The organism is Hydrophilobacter chitinilyticus, from assembly GCF_049860745.1.
Lineage (GTDB): Bacteria > Pseudomonadota > Gammaproteobacteria > Burkholderiales > Burkholderiaceae_C > Rhodoferax_B.
The window spans coordinates 1,602,149-1,626,625 of record NZ_CP187561.1; the positions used below are offsets into that span (position 1 = coordinate 1,602,149).

General features: G+C 60.7%; 26 protein-coding genes and 1 tRNA gene. 17 read left to right on the plus strand and 10 right to left on the minus strand.

Annotated elements, in window-relative coordinates; all coding sequences use genetic code 11:
- The first annotated feature begins 143 nt into the window (after positions 1–143).
- The 7 genes from ubiE to aspS all read left to right on the plus strand — a co-directional run bounded on the left by ubiE (position 144) and on the right by aspS (position 7,132).
- Positions 144–875, plus strand: a complete 732-nt coding sequence (gene ubiE, locus ACPWMG_RS07225; protein WP_483303974.1) for a bifunctional demethylmenaquinone methyltransferase/2-methoxy-6-polyprenyl-1,4-benzoquinol methylase UbiE — start codon at positions 144–146, stop codon at positions 873–875.
- A 27-nt stretch (positions 876–902) separates the two neighbouring features.
- Entirely contained in the window at positions 903–1,928 is a 1,026-nt protein-coding gene (locus ACPWMG_RS07230; RefSeq protein ID WP_483303975.1) for a Tim44 domain-containing protein, read from the plus strand.
- Between the two features lie 57 nt (positions 1,929–1,985).
- Complete coding sequence (locus ACPWMG_RS07235; protein WP_483303976.1) at positions 1,986–2,594, plus strand: ubiquinone biosynthesis accessory factor UbiJ; 609 nt, start codon at positions 1,986–1,988, stop codon at positions 2,592–2,594.
- Positions 2,591–4,174, plus strand: coding sequence for a ubiquinone biosynthesis regulatory protein kinase UbiB (ubiB, locus tag ACPWMG_RS07240; RefSeq protein ID WP_483303977.1), 1,584 nt, complete (start codon positions 2,591–2,593; stop codon positions 4,172–4,174). The genes ACPWMG_RS07235 and ubiB overlap by 4 nt, the downstream gene beginning before the upstream one ends.
- Positions 4,175–4,268: 94 nt before the next feature.
- Positions 4,269–4,604, plus strand: coding sequence for an FmdB family zinc ribbon protein (locus ACPWMG_RS07245; RefSeq protein ID WP_483303978.1), 336 nt, complete (start codon positions 4,269–4,271; stop codon positions 4,602–4,604).
- A gap of 8 nt (positions 4,605–4,612) precedes the next feature.
- Positions 4,613–5,239: a DUF502 domain-containing protein gene (locus ACPWMG_RS07250; protein ID WP_483303979.1), complete on the plus strand. Its 627-nt coding sequence runs from the start codon at positions 4,613–4,615 to the stop codon at positions 5,237–5,239.
- Between the two features lie 75 nt (positions 5,240–5,314).
- Positions 5,315–7,132 carry an aspartate--tRNA ligase gene (aspS, locus tag ACPWMG_RS07255; RefSeq protein ID WP_483303980.1) on the plus strand — a complete coding sequence of 606 codons (1,818 nt, stop codon included), beginning with the start codon at positions 5,315–5,317 and terminating at the stop codon, positions 7,130–7,132.
- A gap of 149 nt (positions 7,133–7,281) precedes the next feature.
- Here the strand turns inward: aspS and ACPWMG_RS07260 are convergent, their stop codons facing one another.
- Positions 7,282–8,076, minus strand: coding sequence for a 3-hydroxybutyrate dehydrogenase (locus tag ACPWMG_RS07260; RefSeq protein WP_483303981.1), 795 nt, complete (start codon positions 8,074–8,076; stop codon positions 7,282–7,284).
- A gap of 148 nt (positions 8,077–8,224) precedes the next feature.
- Here ACPWMG_RS07260 and ACPWMG_RS07265 point away from each other — a divergent pair, with 148 nt between their 5' ends.
- The 4 genes from ACPWMG_RS07265 to bluB all read left to right on the plus strand — a co-directional run bounded on the left by ACPWMG_RS07265 (position 8,225) and on the right by bluB (position 12,437).
- Positions 8,225–9,205 carry an alpha/beta fold hydrolase gene (locus ACPWMG_RS07265; protein WP_483303982.1) on the plus strand — a complete coding sequence of 327 codons (981 nt, stop codon included), beginning with the start codon at positions 8,225–8,227 and terminating at the stop codon, positions 9,203–9,205.
- Positions 9,202–11,490 (plus strand): RelA/SpoT family protein, encoded by a 2,289-nt coding sequence (locus ACPWMG_RS07270; protein ID WP_483303983.1) that lies wholly within the window; start codon positions 9,202–9,204, stop codon positions 11,488–11,490. Before ACPWMG_RS07265 ends, ACPWMG_RS07270 begins: the two co-directional genes overlap by 4 nt.
- A gap of 63 nt (positions 11,491–11,553) precedes the next feature.
- Positions 11,554–11,630 (plus strand) — tRNA-Val (locus tag ACPWMG_RS07275).
- Positions 11,631–11,738: 108 nt separating this feature from the next.
- Entirely contained in the window at positions 11,739–12,437 is a 699-nt protein-coding gene (bluB, locus tag ACPWMG_RS07280; protein ID WP_483303984.1) for a 5,6-dimethylbenzimidazole synthase, read from the plus strand.
- Positions 12,438–12,441: 4 nt separating this feature from the next.
- Here bluB and ACPWMG_RS07285 read toward each other — a convergent pair whose 3' ends face one another.
- A complete protein-coding gene (locus ACPWMG_RS07285; protein WP_483305200.1) occupies positions 12,442–13,371 on the minus strand; it encodes a polyprenyl synthetase family protein in 930 nt (309 codons plus the stop codon).
- Between the two features lie 230 nt (positions 13,372–13,601).
- On the opposite strand from ACPWMG_RS07285, the gene rplU reads away from it, so the two are divergent.
- The 4 genes from rplU (at position 13,602) to proB (ending at position 16,561) form a co-directional block, all read left to right on the plus strand.
- Positions 13,602–13,913, plus strand: a complete 312-nt coding sequence (rplU, locus tag ACPWMG_RS07290) for a 50S ribosomal protein L21 (RefSeq protein WP_422833429.1) — start codon at positions 13,602–13,604, stop codon at positions 13,911–13,913.
- A gap of 12 nt (positions 13,914–13,925) precedes the next feature.
- Positions 13,926–14,186, plus strand: a complete 261-nt coding sequence (rpmA, locus tag ACPWMG_RS07295; RefSeq protein WP_422833431.1) for a 50S ribosomal protein L27 — start codon at positions 13,926–13,928, stop codon at positions 14,184–14,186.
- Positions 14,187–14,281: 95 nt separating this feature from the next.
- The gene (gene cgtA / locus ACPWMG_RS07300) at positions 14,282–15,352 is read left to right on the plus strand and encodes an Obg family GTPase CgtA (protein WP_483303985.1); all 1,071 of its coding nucleotides are present in this window, start codon (positions 14,282–14,284) and stop codon (positions 15,350–15,352) included.
- A gap of 54 nt (positions 15,353–15,406) precedes the next feature.
- A complete protein-coding gene (proB, locus tag ACPWMG_RS07305) occupies positions 15,407–16,561 on the plus strand; it encodes a glutamate 5-kinase (RefSeq protein ID WP_483303986.1) in 1,155 nt (384 codons plus the stop codon).
- Positions 16,562–16,603: 42 nt separating this feature from the next.
- Here the strand turns inward: proB and ACPWMG_RS07310 are convergent, their stop codons facing one another.
- On the minus strand, positions 16,604–17,086 hold the full coding sequence (locus ACPWMG_RS07310; protein WP_483303987.1) for a CNP1-like family protein: 483 nt from the start codon (positions 17,084–17,086) through the stop codon (positions 16,604–16,606).
- A 73-nt stretch (positions 17,087–17,159) separates the two neighbouring features.
- On the minus strand, positions 17,160–17,822 hold the full coding sequence (locus ACPWMG_RS07315; RefSeq protein WP_483303988.1) for an RNA pyrophosphohydrolase: 663 nt from the start codon (positions 17,820–17,822) through the stop codon (positions 17,160–17,162).
- Between the two features lie 116 nt (positions 17,823–17,938).
- On the opposite strand from ACPWMG_RS07315, the gene ACPWMG_RS07320 reads away from it, so the two are divergent.
- Positions 17,939–19,696 (plus strand): proline--tRNA ligase, encoded by a 1,758-nt coding sequence (locus tag ACPWMG_RS07320; RefSeq protein WP_483303989.1) that lies wholly within the window; start codon positions 17,939–17,941, stop codon positions 19,694–19,696.
- A gap of 53 nt (positions 19,697–19,749) precedes the next feature.
- Positions 19,750–20,385 (plus strand): lytic transglycosylase domain-containing protein, encoded by a 636-nt coding sequence (locus ACPWMG_RS07325; RefSeq protein WP_483305201.1) that lies wholly within the window; start codon positions 19,750–19,752, stop codon positions 20,383–20,385.
- 9 nt (positions 20,386–20,394) lie between these two features.
- On the opposite strand, the gene ACPWMG_RS07330 is transcribed toward ACPWMG_RS07325, so the two are convergent.
- From ACPWMG_RS07330 to ybgC, 6 genes are all read right to left on the minus strand, one after another.
- A complete protein-coding gene (locus ACPWMG_RS07330) occupies positions 20,395–20,943 on the minus strand; it encodes an NUDIX hydrolase (RefSeq protein ID WP_483303990.1) in 549 nt (182 codons plus the stop codon).
- A gap of 84 nt (positions 20,944–21,027) precedes the next feature.
- Complete coding sequence (locus ACPWMG_RS07335) at positions 21,028–21,723, minus strand: fumarylacetoacetate hydrolase family protein (protein WP_483303991.1); 696 nt, start codon at positions 21,721–21,723, stop codon at positions 21,028–21,030.
- Between the two features lie 117 nt (positions 21,724–21,840).
- Positions 21,841–22,836 carry a cell envelope integrity protein TolA gene (tolA, locus tag ACPWMG_RS07340; protein WP_483303992.1) on the minus strand — a complete coding sequence of 332 codons (996 nt, stop codon included), beginning with the start codon at positions 22,834–22,836 and terminating at the stop codon, positions 21,841–21,843.
- A 25-nt stretch (positions 22,837–22,861) separates the two neighbouring features.
- A complete protein-coding gene (gene tolR / locus ACPWMG_RS07345) occupies positions 22,862–23,284 on the minus strand; it encodes a protein TolR (RefSeq protein ID WP_483303993.1) in 423 nt (140 codons plus the stop codon).
- A 31-nt stretch (positions 23,285–23,315) separates the two neighbouring features.
- Positions 23,316–24,026 carry a protein TolQ gene (gene tolQ, locus ACPWMG_RS07350; protein ID WP_483303994.1) on the minus strand — a complete coding sequence of 237 codons (711 nt, stop codon included), beginning with the start codon at positions 24,024–24,026 and terminating at the stop codon, positions 23,316–23,318.
- Positions 24,023–24,472, minus strand: a complete 450-nt coding sequence (gene ybgC, locus ACPWMG_RS07355) for a tol-pal system-associated acyl-CoA thioesterase (RefSeq protein WP_483303995.1) — start codon at positions 24,470–24,472, stop codon at positions 24,023–24,025. Before ybgC ends, tolQ begins: the two co-directional genes overlap by 4 nt.
- Between the last annotated feature and the right edge of the window lie 5 nt (positions 24,473–24,477).

Consider the following 24,477-nt stretch of genomic DNA (forward strand, 5'->3'; position numbering starts at 1 on the left):
TTTTGCTCACAAATAAATAGCGCTCTGCGCTTGATAAATGAGCCTCTCGGGCTTATCTTGTTTTAAGGTTTTCACGCCAATGGCCTGCCCAATCGCAGGGTTGCAGCAGCGTGTTTTTATCAATCTGACCTAGCATTCAAATCATGGCATCCACCCACTTTGGTTTTCAGTCAGTCGAAGAGCAGGACAAGGCGCGTCACGTACGCGGCGTGTTCGATTCGGTGGCGCCCAAGTACGACCTGATGAACGACGTCATGTCGATGGGCCTGCACCGCGCCTGGAAGGCCTACACCGTGATGGTGGCCAACCTGCGCGAAGGCTCCCAGGTGCTCGACATTGCCGGTGGCACGGGCGACCTGGCGATGGCGTTTGCCAAGAAGGTCGGCACCACCGGCCGCGTGGTGCATACCGACATTAACGAGGCGATGCTGCGCACCGGGCGCGACCGCCTGCTGGACGCCGGCATCGTGTTGCCTACCTTGGTGTGCGATGCGGAAAAGCTGCCCTTTGAAACGGGTAGTTTTGACGTGGTGAGCGTGGCCTTTGGCCTGCGCAACATGACGCACAAAGATGCCGCATTGGCCGAAATGTGCCGCGTGTTGAAGCCGGGTGGCAAGTTGCTGGTGCTCGAATTTTCCAAAGTGGCCAAGCCGCTGGAGAAGGTGTACGACTGGTATTCGTTCAAGGTGTTGCCGCAAATGGGCAAGCTGTTGGCCGGAGACGACGCCAGTTACCGCTACCTGGCCGAGTCGATTCGCATGCACCCGAGCCAAAAGGAATTGAAAGCGTTGATGCAGGCCAATGGCTTTGGCCATGTGGACTACCACAACATGACGGGTGGCATGGTGGCCCTGCACGTGGGTATTAAGTGTTAGTTGGTCGATAAATTATTTGGAGTCAATATGAAGATCTGGGCGATGGTTTTGACGGCAGCCTTGGCGCTGACCACTGTGCTCGACGCCGATGCGGCGCGACGCATGGGTGGCGGTAAGTCAATCGGCAAGCAGTCCAACAACGTGACGCAGCGCGAATCTGCAGCCACGCCGCCTGCTGGAGCACCTGCGCAAAACTCCGTAGCCGCAGCGCCTGCGAAGCCGGCAACGCCAGCCGCAGCAACGCCTGCTGCAGCACCGAAAAAGCCTTGGGGCGCGATGCTGGGTGGCCTGGCGGCCGGCTTGGGGTTGGCCTGGTTGGCTAGCTCGCTGGGTCTGGGCGCAGAGTTTGGTCAGTTCATGATGATTGCGCTGTTGGTGCTGGTCGCCATGGTGGTGGTCGGCATGATCATGCGAGCGCGCAAGGCATCGGCAGCGAATGGCGGCGGCGCCCAGCGTAACAACAGCCCGTTCGCCTTCCAAGGCGCTGGTGCTGGTGCAGGAACCCCCACGGCAGCACCAAGCTACCGTCCAGAAAACGTGGGCAACGACGCTTCGGCGCGCCCATGGGAGCGCTCGAACTCCACGTTTGACGGCTCTGCCACGGGCACGGGTGTGCAATCTGGTCTGGGCATTGGCTCGGCACTGATGGGCAGCCAAAGCTGGGGTATTCCCGCCGGTTTTGATGTCGACGGTTTCCTGCGCTCCGCCAAGGGCAACTTTGTGACGCTGCAAACCGCCTGGGACAACGCCGACATCAACTCGCTGCGTTCCATGATGACCGACGGCATGCTGCAAGAAATTCAGTCGCAACTGCAAGAGCGCGAGCACCACATCGGCGGCCAAACCAACAAGACCGACGTGGTCATGCTGGAAGGCAAGCTGCTGGGCATTGAAGACCTGGGTGATGACTATATGGCCAGCGTCGAGTTCTCCGGCATGATCCGCGAAGAACCCTCGGCCGGCCCGAGCCCCTTCCGCGAAGTCTGGAACATGACCAAGCCGAAGAACGGCGCCAGCGGCTGGCTGGTGGCAGGTGTGCAAGCACTGCAATAACAGAGATCGCAAGGTTTCTAGCGCCTTCAAGGTGCGGAATCAGTGAAAATGGGGACTATGGCAACACAGTCCCCTTTTTCTTTTGTGACCGATCTTCTCAACCAACTCGGCAAGCTCGGCTCCGGCTTTCAGCCGCCACCCTGGGTGGTCGACGAAGCCCAGCACCGCGTGGTTTTGCTGCTCAACCACGTGTTGATGCAAGAGCCTGAGGCCATGGCGCGCCTGGCGCGGCAAAAGGGGCAGGTGGTGCTGATGCAATGGCGCCAGTTCAACATGAAGCTGCTGGCCACGCCCGCCGGTCTGCTGGATCGCGCAGAGCCCGATGCGCCTGCAGATCTCACCCTGACCGTAACCGACGAGTCCCCCATCCAACTGGCCCAAGCCGTGTTGCGCGGCACCAAGCCCGGCGTGCGTATTGAAGGCGACGTGCAGTTGGCAGCCGAAGTCAACTGGCTGGTTGACCATGTGCGTTGGGACTTGGAAGACGACTTGGCGCGCGTGATTGGCGACGCCCCAGCCCACACCGTAGGGCAGGTGGTGCGCAGCGTGGTGACGGCGTTGCGCCGTTTTGTCGGCAGCCGGCAAAACGATGCGGGCGCGGATGACGCGTCAGGCGACAGCAGCGCTGCAGCAGCCAACAGCAGCGCCCCCAAGGCTGCTCCATGAGCCGGATGTTTCGCGGCGCTTACATCGTCTGGATTCTTCTTCGCTACGGTCTCGATGAACTGGTCTTAACCAGCTTCCAAAAGCCGTGGTTGCACGTGGTGGTGCGCATCATCACGGTGGGGCGCAAGCTCGACGCACCGCGCGGCCAACGCTTGCGCGAAGCGCTGGAGCGGCTGGGCCCGATCTTCGTCAAGTTCGGCCAGGTGCTGTCCACCCGGCGCGACTTGCTGCCGCCCGACATTGCCGACGAGCTGGCGCATCTGCAAGACCGCGTGCCGCCTTTCCCTACCGAAGTGGCCGTGGCGACCATCGAGCGCGCCTTCCGCCGCAAGGTGGACGACATTTTTGTGAGCTTCGACCGCGTTCCCGTGGCCAGCGCATCCATCGCGCAAGTGCACTTTGCCGTGCTGCGCGACCGCAAGGGCCAAGCCCGCGACGTGGCCGTGAAGGTGCTGCGCCCGGGCATGTTGCCGGCCATCGAAAGCGATCTGGCGCTGCTGCGCATGTTGGCCGGGTGGGTACAAGGCCTGTCGGCAGATGGCAAGCGCCTCAAGCCCATGGAAGTGGTGGCCGAGTTCGACAAATATCTGCATGACGAGTTGGACTTGGTGCGCGAAGCCTCAAGTGCGGCGCAATTGCGGCGCAACATGGAAGGGCTCGATCTGGTGTTGATCCCGGAAATGTTCTGGGACTTCTGCGCCACCGAAGTCATCGTGATGGAGCGCATGGTGGGTGTGCCCATCAGCCAGACCGACCGCTTGCGCGCCGCAGGCATCGACCTGCCCAAGCTCGCGCGGGATGGCGTCACGCTGTTCTTTACCCAGGTGTTTCGCGACGGCTTTTTTCACGCCGACATGCACCCCGGCAACATTTTGGTCAGCACCGCGCCCGAGACTTTTGGCCGCTATATCTCGCTGGACTTCGGCATTGTGGGCACGCTCACCGAGTTCGACAAGGAGTACCTGGCGCAGAACTTCACGGCGTTTTTCCGCCGCGATTACAAGCGTGTGGCCGAGTTGCACATCGAGTCCGGCTGGGTGCCCAAAACCACCCGTGTGGACGAGCTGGAGGCTGCCATCCGCGCTGTTTGTGAACCGTATTTCGACCGCCCGCTGAAGGAAATCTCGCTCGGCATGGTGTTGATGCGCCTGTTCCAAACCTCGCGCCGCTTCCAGGTGGAGATTCAGCCACAGTTGGTGCTGCTGCAGAAAACGCTGCTGAACATCGAAGGCCTGGGCCGCGAGCTCGACCCCGAGCTCGACCTGTGGCACACCGCCAAGCCGTTTCTTGAGAAGTGGATGTTGGAGCAAATCGGCCCGCAAGCGCTGTTCCAGCAACTGCGCAACGAAGCGCCGCGTTACGCCAAGCTATTGCCCGAGTTGCCGCGCCTGCTGGTGGACTACCTGCGCCGTGGCGGCCCCGATGGTGATCAAGCCGTGCAAAGTCGCCAGTTCGATGAACTGCTGGCGGAGCAAAGGCGCACCAACAAGCTGCTGCAGCGGCTGGTGTATGTGGCGGTGGGCTTTGCGATTGGCCTCATCGCCATGCAACTGCTTTTCCGCGCGCAAGTCGGCTACTAAAGCCCGTTGATGCAGGCCGGGACACGCCGTGATGGGCGTTGCCCGCAGCCTTATAATCAAAGGTTTTTGCAACCTAATCAGAGTCTAGAACGCAATGCCAATCTACGCGTACCGATGTGAGTCCTGCGGACACAGCAAAGATGTCTTGCAGAAGATCTCTGACGCCCCTTTGACGGTGTGCCCCCAGTGTGGCGCCGAGGCCTTCAAGAAGCAGGTCACCGCTGCTGGTTTTCAACTCAAGGGTTCGGGCTGGTACGTGACCGATTTCCGTGGCGGCAACAGCAGTGCGCCGGCCACCGGTAGCAAAGATGCCGCCCCTGCCACGGGCACCGCGCCGTCGACGACTGTTGCGGCGCCAGCGCCCGCACCGGCTGCTGCACCCGCGCCTGCCAAATCGGAGTCCTCTTCGGGCTCCAAGTCTTCAGACTGACGGCCGACATGAGCGCTTTGCGTAAATGGCTGTTGGCGGGGCTGCTGGTGATTGCACCGGTGGCGATCACGGTGTGGGTGCTCCAGTGGATCATCGGCACCCTCGATCAAACCCTGCTGATCTTGCCGCAAGAGTGGCAGCCCGACCATTTGCTAGGCTTCCACATTCCCGGTTTTGGTGTGCTGCTGGCGCTGTTTGTGCTGCTGGTGGTGGGCGCCGTGGCCAGCAACTTCATCGGCCGCCGTCTGGTGGACTGGTGGAACCGTCTGCTGCACCGCATTCCGATCGTGCGTTCGATCTACTCGGGTGTGAAACAGGTGTCCGACACCTTGTTCTCCGAGAACGGCAACGCCTTCCGCACAGCGGTGCTGGTCGAATGGCCACGTCAAGGCGCCTGGACCATTGCCTTTGTCACCGGCGTGCCGCGCGGCGACACCGCAACCCATCTGCAAGGCGACTACCTGAGCGTGTATGTGCCCACCACCCCAAACCCCACGGGGGGCTACTTCATCATGCTCAAGGCCAGTGATTGCATTGAACTCAAAATGAGCGTGGACGATGCGCTCAAGTACATCGTCTCCATGGGTGTGGTGGCTCCGGCAATGCCGGCAGATGTCACAAACAAGCTGCACTAGAGCGTCCAAACGTTCTTTGCGTCGCCCACTCTGTTTTAACTAATGCGCCCGCAAGGGTGCTAGAAATTGATAGCCATGTCCTCCTCACAAATGCGTACCACCTACTGCGGTCTCGTCACCGAAGCCCTGCTGGGCCAAACCGTCACCCTGTGCGGCTGGGTGAACCGTCGCCGCGACCACGGCGGCGTGATCTTTGTTGACCTGCGCGACCGCGAAGGCTACGTGCAAGTGGTGTGCGACCCCGATCGCGCCGAAATGTTTGCCGCCTCGGAAACGCTGCGCAACGAGTTTTGCGTGCAGATCAAGGGCTTGGTGCGCCTGCGCCCTGAAGGCACGGCCAACGACGGCCTGAAGAGCGGCAAGATCGAAGTGTTGTGTCAAGAGCTGACGGTGTTGAACCCATCGGTTACGCCACCGTTCCAGTTGGACGACGACAACCTGTCGGAAACCACTCGCCTGACGCACCGCGTGCTGGACCTGCGCCGTCCGTACATGCAAAACAACCTGATGCTGCGCTACCGCGTGGCCATGGAAGTGCGCAAGTACCTCGACCAGCATGGTTTCATCGACATCGAAACCCCGATGCTCGGCAAGTCCACGCCCGAAGGTGCGCGCGACTACCTGGTGCCCAGCCGTGTGCACGACGGCATGTTTTTCGCGCTGCCGCAAAGCCCGCAGTTGTTCAAGCAGTTGCTGATGGTGGCCGGCTACGACCGCTACTACCAGATCACCAAGTGCTTCCGCGACGAAGACTTGCGCGCTGACCGCCAGCCAGAATTCACGCAGATCGATATCGAAACCTCGTTCCTCGGCGAGCAGGAAATCCGTGACCTGTTCCAGAACATGATCATCACCGTGTTCAAGAACACGCTGGGCGTGGATCTGGGCGACTTCCCGGTCATGACGTTCCAGGAAGCCGCACACCGCTTCGGCTCCGACAAGCCAGACTTGCGCGTCAAGCTCGAGTTCACCGAACTGACCGACGTGATGGCCGACGTGGACTTCAAGGTGTTCTCGTCTGCAGCCACCATGAAGAACGGCCGTGTGGTCGGCTTGCGTGTGCCTGGCGGCGCACGTGAAACCGGGGGCCTGTCGCGCAGCGAAATCGACGCCTACACCGAGTTCGTCAAGATCTACGGCGCCAAGGGTCTGGCCTACATCAAGGTCAATGAACTGGCCAAGGGCCGTGACGGCCTGCAAAGCCCGATCGTCAAGAATATCCACGACAAGGCCCTGGCTGAAATCCTGGAACGCACCGGCGCACAAGACGGCGACCTGATTTTCTTCGGCGCCGACAAGCTGAAGATCGTTAACGACGCCATCGGCGCACTGCGCATCAAAATCGGCCACAGCGAGTTCGGCAAGAAGAACGGCCTGTTTGAATCCGCCTGGCGTCCGCTGTGGGTGGTTGACTTCCCGATGTTCGAGTTCGACGAAGACGCGCAACGCTACACCGCCACGCACCACCCCTTCACGGCGCCAAAAGACGGCCACGAAGACTGGATGGTCACAGCGCCTGAGAAGTGCATCTCCAAGGGTTACGACATGGTGCTCAACGGCTGGGAAATGGGTGGCGGCTCGGTCCGTATCCACCGTGCCGACGTGCAGCAAAAGGTGTTCGACGCACTGAAGATCACCCCTGAAGAAGCGCAAGACAAGTTCGGCTTCCTGCTCGACGCCCTGCAATACGGCGCGCCTCCACACGGTGGCCTGGCGTTCGGCCTGGACCGCATCGTCACGCTGATGACCGGCGCCGAGTCGATCCGCGACGTGATCGCCTTCCCGAAGACGCAACGTGCGCAAGACTTGCTGACGCAAGCCCCAAGCACTGTGGACGAGAAGCAACTGCGCGAACTGCACATCCGCTTGCGCAACACGGCTGCTGCGGCATAAGCCATCAACATAGAAGCCGCTGCAACGGCGGTTTCTATGTCAAAAGCCCCGCCTGGTGTCTCGCCGGGCGGGGCTTTTACTTCTGAACTGATAGCTGCCTGCGCTTATCCAGTAAGCGCAGGAGCCATATTTTTATAAAGAGTTTGCCGTTATTGCGCGGCCCAGCCGCCGTCCATGTTCCACGCCACACCGCGTACGTTGTTGCCGGCGGGCGAGCAGAAAAACACCGCCAGCTCGCCCAACTCTTCAGGCGTGGTGAATTGCAGCGAAGGTTCTTTCTCCGCCAGCAATTGGCGTGTGGCGTCGGCATTTGAAATGTTGCCCGCAGCCGCACGCGCATCCACCTGCTTTTGAACCAGGGGCGTGAGCACCCAGCCGGGGCAGATGGCGTTGCAGGTCACGCCCGTGGTGGCGTTCTCCAGTGCCGTCACCTTGGTCAGGCCGACGATGCCGTGTTTCGCCGCCACGTAGGCCGACTTTTCTGCCGAGCCCACCAGGCCGTGCACCGATGCGATGTTGATGATGCGGCCCCAGCCCTGGCCGCCATTCGCGGCTAGCATGCCCGGCAGTACCAGGCGCGTGGTGTGAAAGGCGCTCGTCAGGTTGATGGCGATGATGGCGTCCCAGCGCTCTACCGGAAAATTCTCGATGCGCGACACGTGCTGAATGCCGGCGTTGTTGACCAAGATGTCCACCCCGCCAAAGCGTGCCTTGGTGGCGTTGACCATGTCTTCAATGTCGGATGCACGGCTCATGTCGGCGCCGTGGTGGTCTACCTGCACGCCTAAGGCCGCCACTTCGCTCTTGGGGCCTTGAACGTCGCCAAAGCCGTTGAGCATGATGTTGGCGCCTTGGCGCGCCAAGGCCAGCGCAATGCCTAGGCCAATGCCGCTGGTCGAGCCCGTGACGAGGGCGGTTTTGCCTTTCAGTAGGTCTTGTCGCATGTGTCTCCTCCGAATGATTTAGGATGCATTGACCGTAGTAAATGCGAGATATTGCCGGGCGCATTATCGTGGGCCTGGCACGCAGATTGCGCCCCGTGTTCTCCCGCGTTCTCGCTTGCTTTTTTGCCCCTGTTGAAACGTTTTTGCCATGACCGAACCCACCCTGCACCACGTGAATTGCCCCGGCTTGGCCGCTAAGACCTCGCCAGAGGTGGCAGGGCACCGTATGGCGTACTGGGAATGGAACGATTCGGGCGACGCGCACAACCCGCACGTGATCGTGTGTGTGCATGGTTTGTCGCGCCAGGGCCGCGACTTTGATGCACTGGCACGTGTGCTCAGCCGCTCGGCGCGCGTGATCTGCCCCGACGTGGTGGGCCGTGGCCAAAGCGACTGGTTGGCCGACCCCATGGGCTACCAGCTGCCGAATTACACGGGCGACATGCTGGCTCTGCTCGCCCAAGTGCATGCACAGGCGCCGATCCAAACGCTGGACTGGGTGGGCACCAGCATGGGCGGGCTGATTGGCATGGCCATCGCCGGCTCGCCGCAATTGCCGCTGCCTGCGCCGGTGCGCCGCTTGGTCATCAACGACGTGGGCCCGAGCATTCTGTGGCAGGCCCTGGCGCGCATTGGCACCTACCTGGGGCAGACCGGGCGCTTTGCCTCGGTGCAGCAGGCGGCAGATGCCATGTGGGCTATTTCCACCAGCTTTGGCCCGCACACGCCCGAACAGTGGCTGGCGCTGTCGCAACCCATGGTGCGGCTGTTGCCCAAGGCCAACCCGACTGACGCCGATGCCTGGACGCTGCATTACGACCCGGCCATCGCCGTGCCCTTCGCCAGCGTGACCGAAGAATCGGCCAAGCGGGGCGAGGCCGCCATGTGGAATCTCTACGACCACATCACTGCACAGACTTTGTTGTTACGCGGCGCGCAGTCTGATTTGTTGTCCTCGGCCACCGCGCAGGCCATGACCGAACGCGGCCCGCGTGCGCGGCTGGTGGAGTTTGCCGGTGTAGGCCATGCCCCGACGCTGATCGCCCCCGACCAGCAAGCGGTGGTGCGTGGCTTTATATTGGATGGGGAAATTTCGGAAGGGGACGTGTCACCCCCCGCTGCGGCATGAAGCATTCGTTAAGCGAGAGCCCGGAACCCGCGAGCCAACTGCCCACCGCCTACCCGGGCCTGATCATCACCGAAGCCGACCGGCAAGGTGCCGACTTGGCCTTGGCCCGTGCGCGTGCCTTTGCCGAGCCGTTGATTGCAGGCGAAGACCTCGATTCTGGCGAGAACACCTTGGCCCACGCCGACGCGGTGGCGGCCATTCTCCGCTCGGTCGGCGGCTCTGAAGCCATGCAGGCGGCCAGCTACCTGGTCTACGCCTGCGTGCACCTGAACAAGCCGCGTGAAGTCATTGCCAAAGCCTTTGGCGACAACTTCGCCACGCTGGCCGTGGAGACCACACAGTTGATGCGTGTGCAACGCTTGTCGCGTAGCGCGCAGCAGGTGGACGACCCGGCCGAGCAAACCGAAGTGGTGCGCAAAATGCTGCTGGCGTTTTCGCGCGATTTGCGGGTGGTGATGCTGCGCCTGGCCTCGCGCCTGCAAACGTTGCGTTACTGCGCCGCCAGCAAAACCCCCATGTCGCCACGGAAGGCGCGTGAGTCGCTGCAGGTGTTTGCGCCGCTGGCCAACCGCCTGGGCATCTGGCAGATCAAGTGGGAAATGGAAGACCTGGCGTTCCGTTTTCTGGAGCCCGACACCTACAAACAGGTGGCGCGCCAGTTGGACGAAAAACGCATCGAGCGCGAAGCCAGCATGGAGGCTTTGCGCCACACGCTGCAAGAAGAGTTGACCGCCCAAGGCATTAAGGCCACGGTGCAGGGGCGGCCCAAACACATCTACAGCATCGTGAAAAAGATGCGTGGCAAGTCGCTCGACTTCAACCAGGTGTTCGACATCCGCGCGCTGCGCGTCATCGTCGACAACGTTGAGGCCTGCTACGCCGCACTGGGCTGGGTGCACATGCGTTTTGTGCCGGTGAACAACGAGTTCGACGACTACATTGCGCGCCCCAAGCCCAACGGCTACCAGTCGCTGCACACCGTGGTGCGCCAGCCTCTGGGGACGGGCGTGGACGATGCCGACGGCGCGCGCGCCGGACACGGGTTGCCGATTGAAATCCAGATCCGCACGCAGGCCATGCACGACCACGCCGAACATGGCGTAGCTGCGCACTGGGCCTATAAAGAGGCGGGCACCAAGGGCTACGCCGGGGTGTCGGCCAGCAGCGAATACGATGCCAAGATTGCCGTGCTGCGGCAACTGCTGGCCTGGGAGCGTGATCTTTCTGGCCAGGCTGCGCCGCCGAGCACCGGCGGCAGCACAGCCGCTGAAATGCTGGGCGATCGCATCTATGTGCTCACGCCCGAAGCGGCCGTGGTGGAGCTGCCCACAGGCGCCACGCCGGTGGACTTTGCCTACAGCGTGCACACCAATCTAGGTCACCGTTGCCGTGGTGCCAAGGTCAACGGCGCCATGGTGCCGCTGAACACGCCGCTGCAAAACGGCCAAACGGTCGAAATCATTGCGACCAAAGAGGGCGGCCCGTCGCGCGACTGGCTGAATGCCGAGCTGGGCTATTTGGTGAGCCACCGCGCGCGCGCCAAGGCCCGCGCCTGGTTCAACGCGTTGGCACTGCACACCACGGTGGCGCGTGGCCGCGAAGCGGTTGAAAAGCTGCTGCAGCGCGAAGGCAAAACGGCCATGAAGCTTGACGACCTGGCGACGCAGCTAGGCTTCAAGAACGCCGACGATCTGTTTGAGGTGGTGGGCAAAGACGAGTTTTCGCTGCGCAACATCGAAAACCTGCTGCGCCCGCCCGAGCCGCCGCCTGATCCGGACGAGTTGCTGCTGCAGCGCAAATCGCGCGGCAATGAAAGTGCTACCAAGGGTGGCGTGCTTGTGGTGGGCATCGATTCGTTGATGACGCAGCTCGCCAAGTGCTGCAAACCGGCGCCGCCCGACCCCATCATGGGTTTTGTAACGCGTGGCAAAGGCGTGAGCGTGCACCGTGCCGATTGCAGCAACCTGCGCGAGATGGCCACACGCAACGGCGAGCGTGTGATTGACGTCGCTTGGGGCAGCACGGGCGGTAGCGGCAAGCAAACGCAGTCTGCCGTTTACCCGGTGGATGTGGCGGTGGAGGCGGTCGATCGTCAGGGTTTGCTGCGCGACATCTCAGAAGTCTTTGCCAAAGAAAAGACCAACGTCATTGGCGTGCAAACCCAGTCTGTCAAAGGCGTTGCCTGGATGACGTTCACGGTGGAAATATCAGATTCCACACGCCTGGCCAAAGTGCTGGGAGTGGTGGGTGAGGTGAGTGGTGTGCGCTCGGCTCGGCGGCGCTGAAATTCGATTCAATTTCCAAAACCCCAAAACCAATGCTATACTCGTGGTCTTGAATAAATATTCAGGCGCGTAGCTCAGCTGGTTAGAGCACCACCTTGACATGGTGGGGGTCGTTGGTTCGAGTCCAATCGCGCCTACCAAACAAGCCCAACACGAAGTGTTTCGTGTTGGGCTTTTTTGTTTTTTGTCGATTCGGGGTGTTGCCTTGTCACGCGGTTCTCCATGGTTCTCTTTTGAAAATGGCGTCTATGCTCTTGCCCATGCATCCCGACCAGCCACCAAGCCCCCGTCTTTTCAACTTTTCTAGCAATGAGCGCGATGCGCTCTACAGCATCATGGCCGAGCGCCGCGACATGCGTCATTTCTTGCCGGGGCAGCACGTGCCGGACGATGTGATGTTGCGGCTGCTGCAGGCTGCCCACCGGGCACCTTCGGTGGGCCTGATGCAACCTTGGCGGCTGCTGCGTATCGTGAGCCCGGAGCGGCGGCAGGCGTTGGTCTCTTTGGTTGAAAAAGAGCGCCTGGCGACTGCTGATGCCATGGGCGAGCGTTCTGATGAATTCTTGCGCCTCAAAGTCGAAGGTTTGCGCGATTGCGCTGAGCTGTTGGTGGCAGTGCTGGCGCCCGACGACGGCACGGTGTTTGGGCGACGCACCATGCCGCGTGACATGGCGGTGTGCTCCGTCGCTTGCGCGATTCAAAACCTGTGGTTGGCGGCGCGTGCGGAGAATTTAGGCATGGGCTGGGTCTCGATGTTTGACCCTGTTTGCGTACGCAGCGTGTTGCGGTTGCCAGAAGCCGCCGACCCGTTGGCTCTGTTGTGTATTGGGCCGGTGCCAGCGTTCTATGAGAAGCCGATGCTGGAGATTGAAGGCTGGCGCTTCGGCCGGCCTTTGGATGACCTGGCGTTTACCGACCGTTGGCCGGAAACGCAGGCCTCGGACTGAATCTTTAGGCTCTGCGTTCCAGTAGCGATGCGGCTAACTGCAGCAAGCCGTTGCTGTAGGCGTTGACGGGAAGCGCCTTGGTCGCCTCGATAGCGCGTTGGGCTTCGGCGGCCGCAGCGGCGCGCGTGGCGTCCAGTGCGCCGGTGCTGCGCACAATGTCGATGATCTCTTGGATGCGCTCAACTTCACCATGCTCAATGGCATGGCGAATGATGGCGCATTGCTCAGACGTGCCGCGCTGCATGGCAATGATCAGCGGCAGGGTGGATTTGCCCTCGCGCAAATCATCTCCTAGGTTCTTGCCCATTTCAGACACTGAGCCGTCGTAGTCGAGCACGTCGTCAATCACTTGGAAAGCCGTGCCTAAAGCTTGGCCGTAGTCGGCGCAGGCTTGTTCCATTGCGGGAGAGGCTTCGGCCAGGATGGCGGCGATACGGGTGCTGGCCTCAAACAGCTTGGCTGTTTTGGAGCGGATCACGCGCAGGTAGTTGGCTTCGTCGAGCGACGCGTCGTGCATGTTCACCAACTGCATCACTTCGCCCTCAGCGATGATGTTGGTGGCCTCGGCTAGGATCTCCATGATCCGCATCTGCCGCGTTTCCACCATCATCTGGAAAGCGCGCGAATACATGAAGTCGCCCACCAGCACGCTGGCGGGGTTGCCAAAAATCTCGTTGGCGGTGGCGCGGCCACGGCGCAGGCTGGATTCATCGACCACGTCATCGTGCAGCAGCGTGGCGGTGTGGATGAATTCGATGACCGCTGCGAGGTTGAAGCGGTCAGCTTGCTGGTAACCCAGCGCGCCGCACATCAACAACAGAATGGACGGGCGAAGACGCTTTCCCCCGGCGGAGATGATGTAGCGGGAGACTTCGCCAACCAGTGGTACGCCTGAGGAGAGTCGCTGTGCGATCACTTGATCGACCTCACGCATGTCATCGGTGATCAGCGAGAGTGCGGCGGTGGTGCTTTGAGAATTGACGGTCAAAATGCGAACGTAAGTTTTGCAGAATTATATGAATTTTGACGCACTTCCCACCTCAACCTGCGGCGCCAGTGCTGGAGTTCGCTGCAAGGTGGGCATTTGCAACACTTGTTCGGGCTGTGCTAAACTAGAGGGCTCTGTAGAAATTCGTCTGCAGAGCCAATTCAAAAGGTTAAAAAATGTACGCGGTCATAAAAACCGGCGGCAAACAGTATCGTGTTGCTTCCGGCGAAAAAATTAAAGTAGAACAGATTGCTGCGGACGTAGGCCAAGAGATTGTGTTCGACCAAGTTCTGGCAGTCGGCAACGGCAGCGAGATCAAGGTTGGCACGCCCTTGGTGTCCGGCGCTACTGTTACGGTCACGGTTGTGGCCCATGGTAAACACGACAAGGTCAGCATCTTCAAGATGCGCCGTCGTAAGCACTACCAAAAGCGTCAAGGTCACCGTCAGCAGTTCACCGAGCTGCAAATCGGCGCGATTGCTGGATAAGGAGCAAGAGTCATGGCACAGAAAAAAGGCGGCGGCTCTACGCGAAACGGGCGCGACTCCAAGCCAAAGATGCTGGGTGTTAAGGCGTTCGGTGGTGAACTGGTGAGCGCAGGCTCGATCATCGTTCGTCAACGTGGCACGAAGTTCCACGCTGGTGCGAACGTTGGCCAAGGTAAAGACCACACGTTGTTTGCTTTGGTGGACGGTCATGTATCGTTCGCGCACAAAGGCGCGTTGAACAAGCACCAAGTGATCATTACGCCCGCTGCGTAATTTTTGCTGGCAAAAGTGATCTACGGATCCGTCAGAAGCCCCGCCTAGCCGGGGCTTCTGTGTTTTGGGGTGCGATTTTTTGAACTGGAGCGACCATGAAGTTCGTTGACGAAGCCTATATTGACATCTCAGCAGGAGATGGTGGGGCCGGCTGTGTGTCGTTCCGGCATGAGAAATACAAAGAGTTTGGCGGCCCGAACGGCGGCGACGGTGGCCGTGGTGGTCACGTTTATGCTGTGGCAGACGTCAACCTCAACACTCTGGTGGACTACCGGTTCGCCCGGCGTTACGAAGCCAAGCGTGGTGAGCATGGCATGGGCTCCGATATGTTCGGCGCTGCCGGTGACGACATCACCTTGAAAATGCCGGTTGGCACCATCATCACCGACGCCGAAACCGGTGAAGTGTTGTTTGAGTTGCTGACGCCTGGCGAGGTGATCACCATCGCCAAAGGTGGCGACGGTGGCTTTGGAAACTTGCGTTTCAAGAGCGCCATCAACCGCGCGCCACGCCAAAAAACACCGGGTTGGCCCGGCGAGAAGCGTAGCCTGAAGCTTGAGTTGAAGGTGCTGGCCGATGTGGGCTTGTTTGGCTTGCCAAACGCTGGTAAATCTACGCTGATCACCGCTGTTTCCAATGCCCGTCCGCGCATTGCAGACTACCCGTTCACCACCTTGCACCCGAACCTGGGTGTGGTGCGCGTGGGCCCTGAGCAAAGTTTTGTGGTGGCCGATCTGCCTGGCTTGATTGAAGGCGCCTCTGAAGGCGCTGGCCTCGGCCATCTGTTCTTGCGCCACTTGCAACGCACCCGTTTGCTGCTGCACGTGGTGGATGCGGCGCCGTTTGACGATTCGATCGACCCGGTGGCGCAGGCCAAAGGCATCATCGCCGAGCTGAAGAAGTACGACGAAGAGCTGTTCAAGAAACCGCGTTGGCTGGTGCTCAACAAGCTGGACATGGTGCCTGTGGAAGAGCGCGAGGCGTTGGTGAAAGACTTCGTCAAACGCCTGAAGTACAAGGGCCCAGTGTTCGAAATTTCGGCACTGAACCGCGAAGGTTGCGAACCGCTGATCAAGGCTGTTTACAAGCATATCCGTGCCGAACACGATGCAGAGCAGGTTCACGTAGAGGTTGATCCGCGCTTCATCCCCCAAGCGGATTCTTGATTGCTATAAATTAAAGAGCTGCTTCCACAGAAAGGGAGCGTGCCAGAGGCAAAAATGAGTTTGAAATCTGCATCGACTGTTTTGCGTGATGCACGACGCATTGTGGTCAAGGTGGGCTCCAGCCTGGTGACCAACGAGGGGCGTGGGCTGGATGAAACCGCCATTGGCGAATGGTGTCGCCAACTCGCCGCTCTAACCCACGCCAAGGCTGACGGTACCCCGGGCTGTGAAGTCATCATGGTGTCGAGCGGCGCCATTGCCGAGGGCATGAAGCGCCTGGGCTGGTCAACCCGCCCGAGCGAAGTGCCGAAGCTGCAGGCTGCCGCCGCTGTCGGTCAAATGGGCTTGGCGCAGATGTACGAAACCAAGTTGCGCGAAAACGGCCTGGGTAGCGCCCAAGTGCTGCTGACGCACGCCGACTTGGCCGACCGCGAGCGTTACCTCAACGCCCGCTCCACGCTGCTGACGCTGCTCCAGCACGGCGTCATCCCGGTGATTAACGAGAACGACACCGTGGTCACCGACGAGATCAAGTTTGGCGACAACGACACCTTGGGCGCCTTGGTGGCCAACTTGGTGGAAGCTGATGCCTTGGTCATCTTGACCGACCAAAAAGGCTTGTTCACCGCCGATCCGCGCAAAGACCCAGATGCCCAGTTTGTGACTGAAGCCAAGGCTGGTGATCCGGCTCTGGAAGTGATGGCCGGTGGCGCAGGAAGTTCGTTGGGGCGTGGCGGCATGATCACGAAAATCCTGGCGGGCAAACGTGCTGCGGGTTCGGGTGCGTCGACCGTGATCGCCTGGGGCCGCGAACCCGACGCCTTGCTGCGTTTGGTGGCTGGCGAGGCCATCGGCACTCTGCTGGTGGCACAAACCCAGAAGCAGCAAGCGCGCAAGCAATGGATGGCCGACCATCTGCAAATGCGCGGTGCCGTGGTGGTGGATGCGGGTGCGGCAGACAAGGTCCGCGACGGGGGCAAAAGCCTTCTGCCGATCGGCATGCTCAGCGTAGACGGCGACTTCTCGCGCGGTGAAGTGATTGCAGTGCGCGACCCGCAAGGGGTTGAGTTGGCGCGAGGTTTGGCTAACTACTCGTCAAGCGAAGCACGTCTGATTTGCCGCAAGCCGTCGTCAGAGTTTGAGGCCTTGTTGGGCTACGCGGCCGAGCCCGAAATGATCCACCGTGACAACTTGGTGTTGACCCGGTAAGGCTTTCGACCTTACCGTCAAAACCTGCCCAAACCCGCCGTCTTAGCGCGGTAAATCGGAGCGCGGGTTCTTCAAATTGCGAACCAAGTCGGCCACCGTATTCGGCGGCGCTGTGCCACTGCACGCGCCCTGGCGTGCGAAGCTTAGCGAATGGCGCACGGAAGGGTTGTCGAACAGCGTGCGCCACTCGGGGTTCGGTATCGCACGCCATTGCCCTTCGTTGAAGCGGCCATAGATTTTGACCTCGCCTGTTGCACAGCGCAGGCCTTCGTACATCGCCGCGACCGTGCCTTCGGCGTTGGTGGTGACCATCACGTAGCGGGTCACGCCTTCCTTGTTGATGGTGATGGACGCTGGGTCCACGCCGTAGCGCAACTCCACCAAGCGTTCCATGTCGATGCGGATCATTTTTTTGACGTCGAAGGCGGGCGGCGCTGGGACTTCCGACTCCTTCCAGTCTGGGTCTTCAGCGGGCGTGACTTGAGCCCAAGCCGAGCCAGCGGCCAGCAACGCAGCTAGTCCCATCAGACTGACTGTCTTCCACGTTGTCCGTTTGCCCGAATGCCCCATCTTCACACCTGGCTTTTCACACTGCAAACTAAGACGAGGCATGGCGTTTTCCATTGGCTTCCTGGCGTAACGCCTGTTGGGGATCGGGTTCAAATGTGGCGCCAGGTGGCAGTTCCATGTGCACGCTGGGCGTGGGTAGGGGCGTGAAGTCGGATTCAGATTCGCCATGGCCTTCACGCGTACGCATGCTGCTGCGCAAGTAGCGGTTGCGCGAGTCGTGGCGTGGCAGATAACGGGCCAACTCGGTGAGGGCCATCTCGTACACGCCGCGCTTGAATTCGACCACCACGTCCAGCGGCACCCAGTAGTCGTTCCAACGCCAAGCGTCGAACTCTGGATGGTTGGTGGCGCGCAGGTTCAAGTCCCAGTCGTGTCCGACCAGTTGCAGCAGATACCAGATTTGCTTCTGGCCTTTGTAATGTCCGCGCGCGTCGCGGCGGATGAACCGATCAGGCACCTCGTAGCGCAACCAGTCGCGGGTGCGGGCAACAATACGGACATGCTCCGGATGCAACCCCACTTCTTCGTGCAATTCCCGGAACATGGCCTGTTCCGGCGACTCACCCCGGTCAATACCACCTTGCGGAAACTGCCAGGAGTGGGTGCGAATACGCTTGCCCCAAAACACCTGATTTCTCTGGTTGAGCAAGATGATGCCGACGTTAGGCCTAAAGCCTTCTCGGTCAAGCATAATCAAACCCCAAATTTTTAAACTGAGTCCATTATGCACAGCGTTTGGCGTGCATCAAGCTTTGGGCTCTGCTGACATTCCCTCTATCTCCTCCCGAACCTCTTCAGAATCGACCGATGAAAGCCTCCCAGTTCCTCATTTCCACGCTCAAGGAAGCCCCCGCCGATGCAGAAGTGGTGAGCCATCAGCTCATGACGCGCGCCGGCATGATCAAGAAGCTGGGCGCCGGCATCTATACCTATATGCCCATGGGCCTGCGCGTGGTGCGCAAGGTTGAAGCCATCGTGCGTGAGGAGATGAACCGCGCCGGTGCGGTAGAGTTGTCCATGCCGGTAATCCAGCCTGCTGAATACTGGCAAGAGACTGGCCGCTTCGACAAGATGGGCCCTGAGTTGCTGCGCATCAAAGACCGTCACGACCGCGACTTCGTGGTGCAGCCCACCAGCGAAGAAGTGGTGACCGATATTGCGCGCCAGGAAGTCCGTAGCTACAAACAGCTGCCAAAAAACTTCTACCAAATCCAGACCAAGTTCCGTGACGAGCGCCGTCCACGCTTCGGCTTGATGCGTGGCCGCGAGTTCATCATGAAAGACGCCTACAGCTTCGACCGCGACCAAGTGTCCGCGAAAGAAAGCTACCAAGTGATGGCGCAAGCCTACCGCCGCATCTTCGACCGCTTTGGCCTGCAATACCGTGCCGTGGCCGCCGACAGCGGCGCCATCGGTGGCGACTTGAGCGAAGAATTCCAGGTGATTGCCGCCACCGGCGAAGACGCCATCGTCTACTGCCCCACCAGCGAATACGCCGCCAACCTGGAAAAGGCCGAGGCTTTGGCACCGCAAGCCCCACGCGGCGCCGCGACCGAAGCTTTGGCGAAAACTGCCACCCCCGGCCGGGCCACCTGTGCCGAAGTGGCCGAGTTGCTGAACGTGCCGCTGCAAAAAACCGTCAAGTCGCTGGTGCTCGCCACCGACGAGTTGGACGAAGCTGGCGCCGTGGTCAAGAGCCAAGTGTGGCTGCTGCTGCTGCGCGGCGACCACGACATGAACGAAATCAAGGCTGGCAAAGTGCCAGGCTTGGACGTGGGCTTCCGCTTCGCCACCTTGCCTGAAATCGAAAGCCACTTCGGCTGCAAGCCCGGCTACCTGGGCCCGCTGAACCTGCTGCAACCGGTGAAGGTGGTGGTAGACCGCGAAGTCGCCGTGATGAGCGACTGGATCTGCGGCGCCAACGAGGCCGACTTCCACATGACCGGCGTGAACTGGGGCCGTGACCTGCCCGAACCCACGCTGGTGGCCGACCTGCGCAACATCGTCGCCGGTGACCTGTCGCCAGACGGTAAAGGTGTGCTGGCCATTGAGCGCGGCATTGAAGTAGGCCACGTGTTCTACCTCGGCACCAAGTACAGCAAGGCCATGAACGCCACGTTCCTGGACGTGAACGGCAAACCCCAGTTCATGGAAATGGGCTGCTACGGCATCGGCATCACGCGTTTGCCCGCCGCAGCCATTGAGCAAAACCACGACGCGCGCGGCATCATCTGGCCCGACGCCTTGGCACCGTTCACCGTGGCGGTGTGCCCCATCAGCCCTGAGCGCAGCCCAGAGGTGAAGGCCGCTGCCGACAAGCTCTACGCTGAACTGTTGGCCGCGGGTGTGGACGTGATCCTGGACGACCGTGGCGAGCGCCCCGGCGCCATGTTTGCCGACTGGGAACTCATCGGTGTGCCCCACCGCGTGACCTTGTCTGACCGTGGCCTGAAAGAGGGCCAGGTGGAATACCTGCACCGCCGCGAAACCGAGGTGGTGAAGATCGCCGCAGCCGACATCTTTGCGCACGTCATGTCTAAGCTGCAGCCTGCTGCCGCGAAGTGACCGGCAAGGCCGAGGTAGCGGTCAGCGACAGTGGCCAACGGCCTTTGAACGCCATGGTGTTTCGGCAAGGGGTCTCAAGAAGAACAGCCTTGGTTGGCACCACTGGTGTGTTGGCGCAGTTGCTGATTTCAGAGCGCGCCACGGCCGGGGCGCAGATCGAGGAGCCCTTGGCCGACTCGGTACGCACTGCTTTGCGTGCCGCTGTGGCCAACAGCGCGCCGCCCGAGCCGCACTTCAACAACTTCGAGTCCCGCCTGCTGTACCTGCGCTGGCTGGGCGCCATGAGTGACCGCCTGCGGCCCAAGAAGGCCGAGTGGTCGGTGCGCAAAGAGTTCTTGGGCACTGTTTGGTACGAGAGCAAACGGGCTGGCATCGAGCCATCTTTACTGCTCGGTTTGATCCAGGTGGAGAGCAACTTCCGCCAACACGCCATCAGCTCGGTGGGGGCGCGCGGCTACACGCAGGTCATGCCGTTCTGGACGCGTGTGCTGGCCGATGGGGATGCCAACCAGTTGTTTCACATGCAGACCAACTTGCGTTTTGGCTGTGTGATCTTGCGCCACTACCTCGACCGTGAAAACGGCGATCTGTTCATGGCCTTGGGGCGCTACAACGGCTCGCGGGGCAAGGCGCCTTACCCCGATGCGGTATTGGGTGCGCGTTCCCGTTGGGTGTTTGCCGGGGTGTAGGCCCGCCGCTCAGGAAATTTCGCCGTGGTGCAGCGTAAATTTGCCGGTGCGACGGTCGGCAAAGTAGTGTTCCAGTGTGCGCTTGACCGTGCGGAACGCGATTTCTTCCCACGGGATTTCTTCTTCGCTGAACAGCTTGGCTTCGATAGTTTCAAACCCCGGGTTGAACTCGCCATCCAGCAGGCGCGCCAAGTAGAACAGGTGCACTTGCCCCACGGGGATCACGCTGATGATGCTGAACAATTCGCCCATCTCGATGTGGGCGCCGGCCTCTTCATCGGTCTCGCGTGCGGCCCCTTGGTCGGTGGTTTCGCCTAGCTCCATAAAGCCTGCCGGTAATGTCCACTTGCCAAAGCGCGGTTCGATGTTGCGCTTGCACAGCAGCACCTTGTCGCCCAAGTAGGGCACGGTGCCCACCACGTTGAGCGGGTTCTCGTAATGCACCGTGCCGCAGGCCGGGCACACCGCGCGCTCTTTGGTGTCGCCATCGTCAGGCACGCGGTACACAACGGCTTCGCCGCAATTGCGGCAGTGTTTGATGGGGCTGCGAAACATCATGGCATGCAGTGTACGGGCAAAAAAATAGGGCCTGCTGCGTGAACGCTAGGCCCCTATTTTCTCGTGTGATGTTGTGTGTGCTCGTTAGACGATCTTGACCGACAACTCGCCCAAACCGGCCACGCCGCCGACCAACACATCGCCCGCCACCACGGCACCCACGCCTTCAGGCGTGCCCGAGTAAATCAAGTCGCCGGGCTGCAGTTCCCAAGCGGCGGAGAGATGGGCGATGGTCTCGGCGATGGTCCAGATCAGTTTCGACACATGGCTGCGCTGACGGTCTTGGCCGTTCACCTGCAGGTAAATTTCGGCTTGTTCCACACCAGCGGCTTGGGCTGCAGGCGTGATGGGGCCGATGGGCGCCGACTCGTCAAAAGCCTTGCCAATGCACCACGGGCGGCCTTGTTTCTTCATGTCGTTTTGCAGGTCGCGGCGCGTCATGTCCAGGCCCACGGCGTAGCCGAAGATGTGTTGTGCGGCATCGGCTGCGGCGATGTTTTTGCCGCCCTTGCCAATGGCTACCACCAGTTCGATTTCGTGGTGCAGGTTTTTGGTTAGGCTGGGGTAATGCAAGCTGCCGGTTTCACCCGTTGGCACTACCACGATGGCGTCAGCCGGCTTCATGAAGAAGAAGGGCGGCTCGCGGCCAGTGAAGCCCATTTCCTTGGCGTGATCTTCGTAGTTGCGACCCACGCAGTAGATGTGGCGCACAGGAAACTGCGCGCTTTGGCCGACAACCGGCACCGAGACCACAGGAGGGGCGGCGAAAACGTAGCTCATGGAAACCTTTCGAGGCGAATAGAAAGCGGGCCGTGACGATGTGCGCCCGCGATGGTCACAAAGAGCTACAAGTGTGCCACGGCGGACGAGGCTTTGCAGGCCTCCACCCGCTCTGCATCAATCCTTCGGCGTGAAGGTGATGATGATGATCGACGGCACACGGCCATCCACGTCACGCGGCAGGGTTTCGGTCTTGTCGATGGCGCGCAGCACAGCGTCGTCCCAGGCTTTGGAACCGCTCGACTTGGTGAGCCGTTTGCCCGTGATGGTGCCATCAGGCGCAGCACGCACTTCGACTTCAGCCGCAGGGTTACCCGCGATGTCGTCTGGGAAGACGATGTTCGGCTTCACCTTGGCCGCAACTTTGCCACCGTAGCTGCCCGAAGGCCCCGAAGACTTCAATGCTGTGCCCGTGGCATTCGCACCACCCGATGCACCGGCCAAGCCCTGCATGCGTTTCAGGTTTTCCTGGCGAAGCGCTTCAGCTTGGCGCGCCTGCGCTTGATCCTTGGCTTTGGCGTCGGCTTGGGCTTTGTCTTTTTGTTCTTGCGCGGCATCGGCCTTGCGCTTGGCATCGGCTTCTGCCTTCTTGCGTTTGGCATCGGCCTCGGCTTTTTCGCGGCGGTCTTCTTCCTCTTGCGCGCGTTTTTGATCCTGTCGTTTTTTGTCTTCAGCGACCTTCTTCAGGCGCTCTTGTTCTTTTTGTTTGGCGAGCTCCTGGCGCTGCTCTTCCAGCTCTTTTTGCTTCTCGATTTCCTTGCGCTTTTTGTCGCGTTCGAGCGCGATGTCAGCGTCGTTCACCTTTGGCACCGGCGGTGGTTCCACCTTGGGCTCCACACGTGGGGGTGGCGGCGCAGGGGTAGGCTCGGGTTTGGGTTGTGGCGTTGGCTCGACTGGTTTGACGGGCTCTTCTTGCGCACGCGGTGCGGCTTGCTGGGTGATGGAAGACCAAATCTCTGCTTCCACAGCGGGTGTGCTATTGGACTTCCAGCTCACGCCCCAGGTCAGCGCCGCCAGCAACAACAGGTGCGCAAAAATCGCCAAGCCCATGGCGCGTAGGTTGGCCTTGGGGCGGGGCGGGGTGAAGTCGACGGCGTCTTGGGTGGCCTGCATGTCAAAAGAGCTTCTGAACGAGGGCTTACTTACCGCCCAACTGAACCGACAAACCTACGCGTTGTACGCCGTTTTTCTGCAGCGTGTCCATCACCTTGACCACCGACTCGTACTTCACGTTGCGGTCGGCGCTGATGACCACCGGCGTGTTGGGCTCGTCGCCTTGCGCCTTCTTCACCTCAGCGGCCACGTCGCGGCTGTTGAGCTGCGTGGTCTTGCCGTTGTTGCTCAGCTCCAGCGTTTCGTTTTTGTTGATGACGATCTGGATCACGCGGTCTGGCTGCTTGCCGGCCTTGCCCACACTCGGCAGGTCGATCAAGCTGGGCGTGACCATGGGGGCGGTGACCATGAAGATGATCAGCAGTACCAGCATCACGTCGATGAATGGCACCATGTTGATCTCGTTGATGGTGCGCCGGCCGCGTCCTCGGGAAATCGTTCCTGGCATAGGTGCTCCTTAAGCTTCAGGTGGCACAAGCTCAACGGCCTGGGGCCGTTTGAGATGCTTGGCCCGATTGAGCCGACACGTTGCGCTGCAAGATGTTGGAGAACTCTTCGATGAAGGTTTCCAGGCGGATCGCGGTGCGGTCAATGTCGCGTGCAAAGCGGTTGTAGGCCACCACGGCTGGAATGGCCGAGAACAGGCCGATGGCGGTAGCGACCAGGGCTTCGGCGATGCCGGGCGCGACCGTGGCCAGGGTGACTTGCGTCATGTTTGCCAACCCGGTGAAGGCGTGCATGATGCCCCACACCGTGCCGAACAGACCCACATAAGGCGACACGGAACCTACCGAGGCCAGGAACGACAGGCTGGACTCGACCACGTCCATCTCGCGCTGGAAGCTCGCGCGCATGGCGCGGCGTGCGCCGTCCATCAGCGTCCCGGGGTCGACGATGCGGCGTTCACGCAGCTTTTGGTACTCGCGCATGCCGCTGGCAAAAATGCGTTCCATGGGGCCGGCGTTCTTGGCGTTTTGGGCGGCGCTGGCGTACAGGTCGTTCAAGCTGTTGCCCGACCAGAAGTCGCGCTCGAATTCTTCATTCAATGCATGCACACGTTTCAGTGCAAACAGCTTGCGGAAGATCGCCGCCCAACTGGCCACAGAGACACACACCAGCAGCAGCATCACCAATTGCACGACGAAGCTGGCATTCATTACCAGCGTCAGGATGGACAGGTCTTGGCTCATTTCAGGACTTCTAAGATGGAGGACGGAATACGCATGGGTTTGAAGGACTCGGCGTGCACCCAGCCAAGGCGGATTTGGCCGGAGCACAACAATTGCGGGGCCTGGGTGCGGTCTGCACCGTTCACCAACAACACTTCCTGCGCAATTGAGATCGAGGCGCGGCCAGTTTGTTCCATGGCAGCTGTAATGATAAGTTCATCATCCAATCGGGCTGGCCGATGGTATTGCACGTTGGTGGCGCTCACCACAAACATACAACCGCTTTGTTCTTTGAGCGCGCTTTGCGCAATGCCCGCCTGGCGCAACCACTCGGTGCGCGCGCGCTCCATGAACTTCAAGTAGTTGGCATAGAACACAATTCCTCCCGCGTCCGTGTCTTCCCAGTACACGCGTACGGGCCAGCGGAAGGCGGAAAGCGAGGCCGTGCTGTGGGCTGCTTGGCTCATGCGGG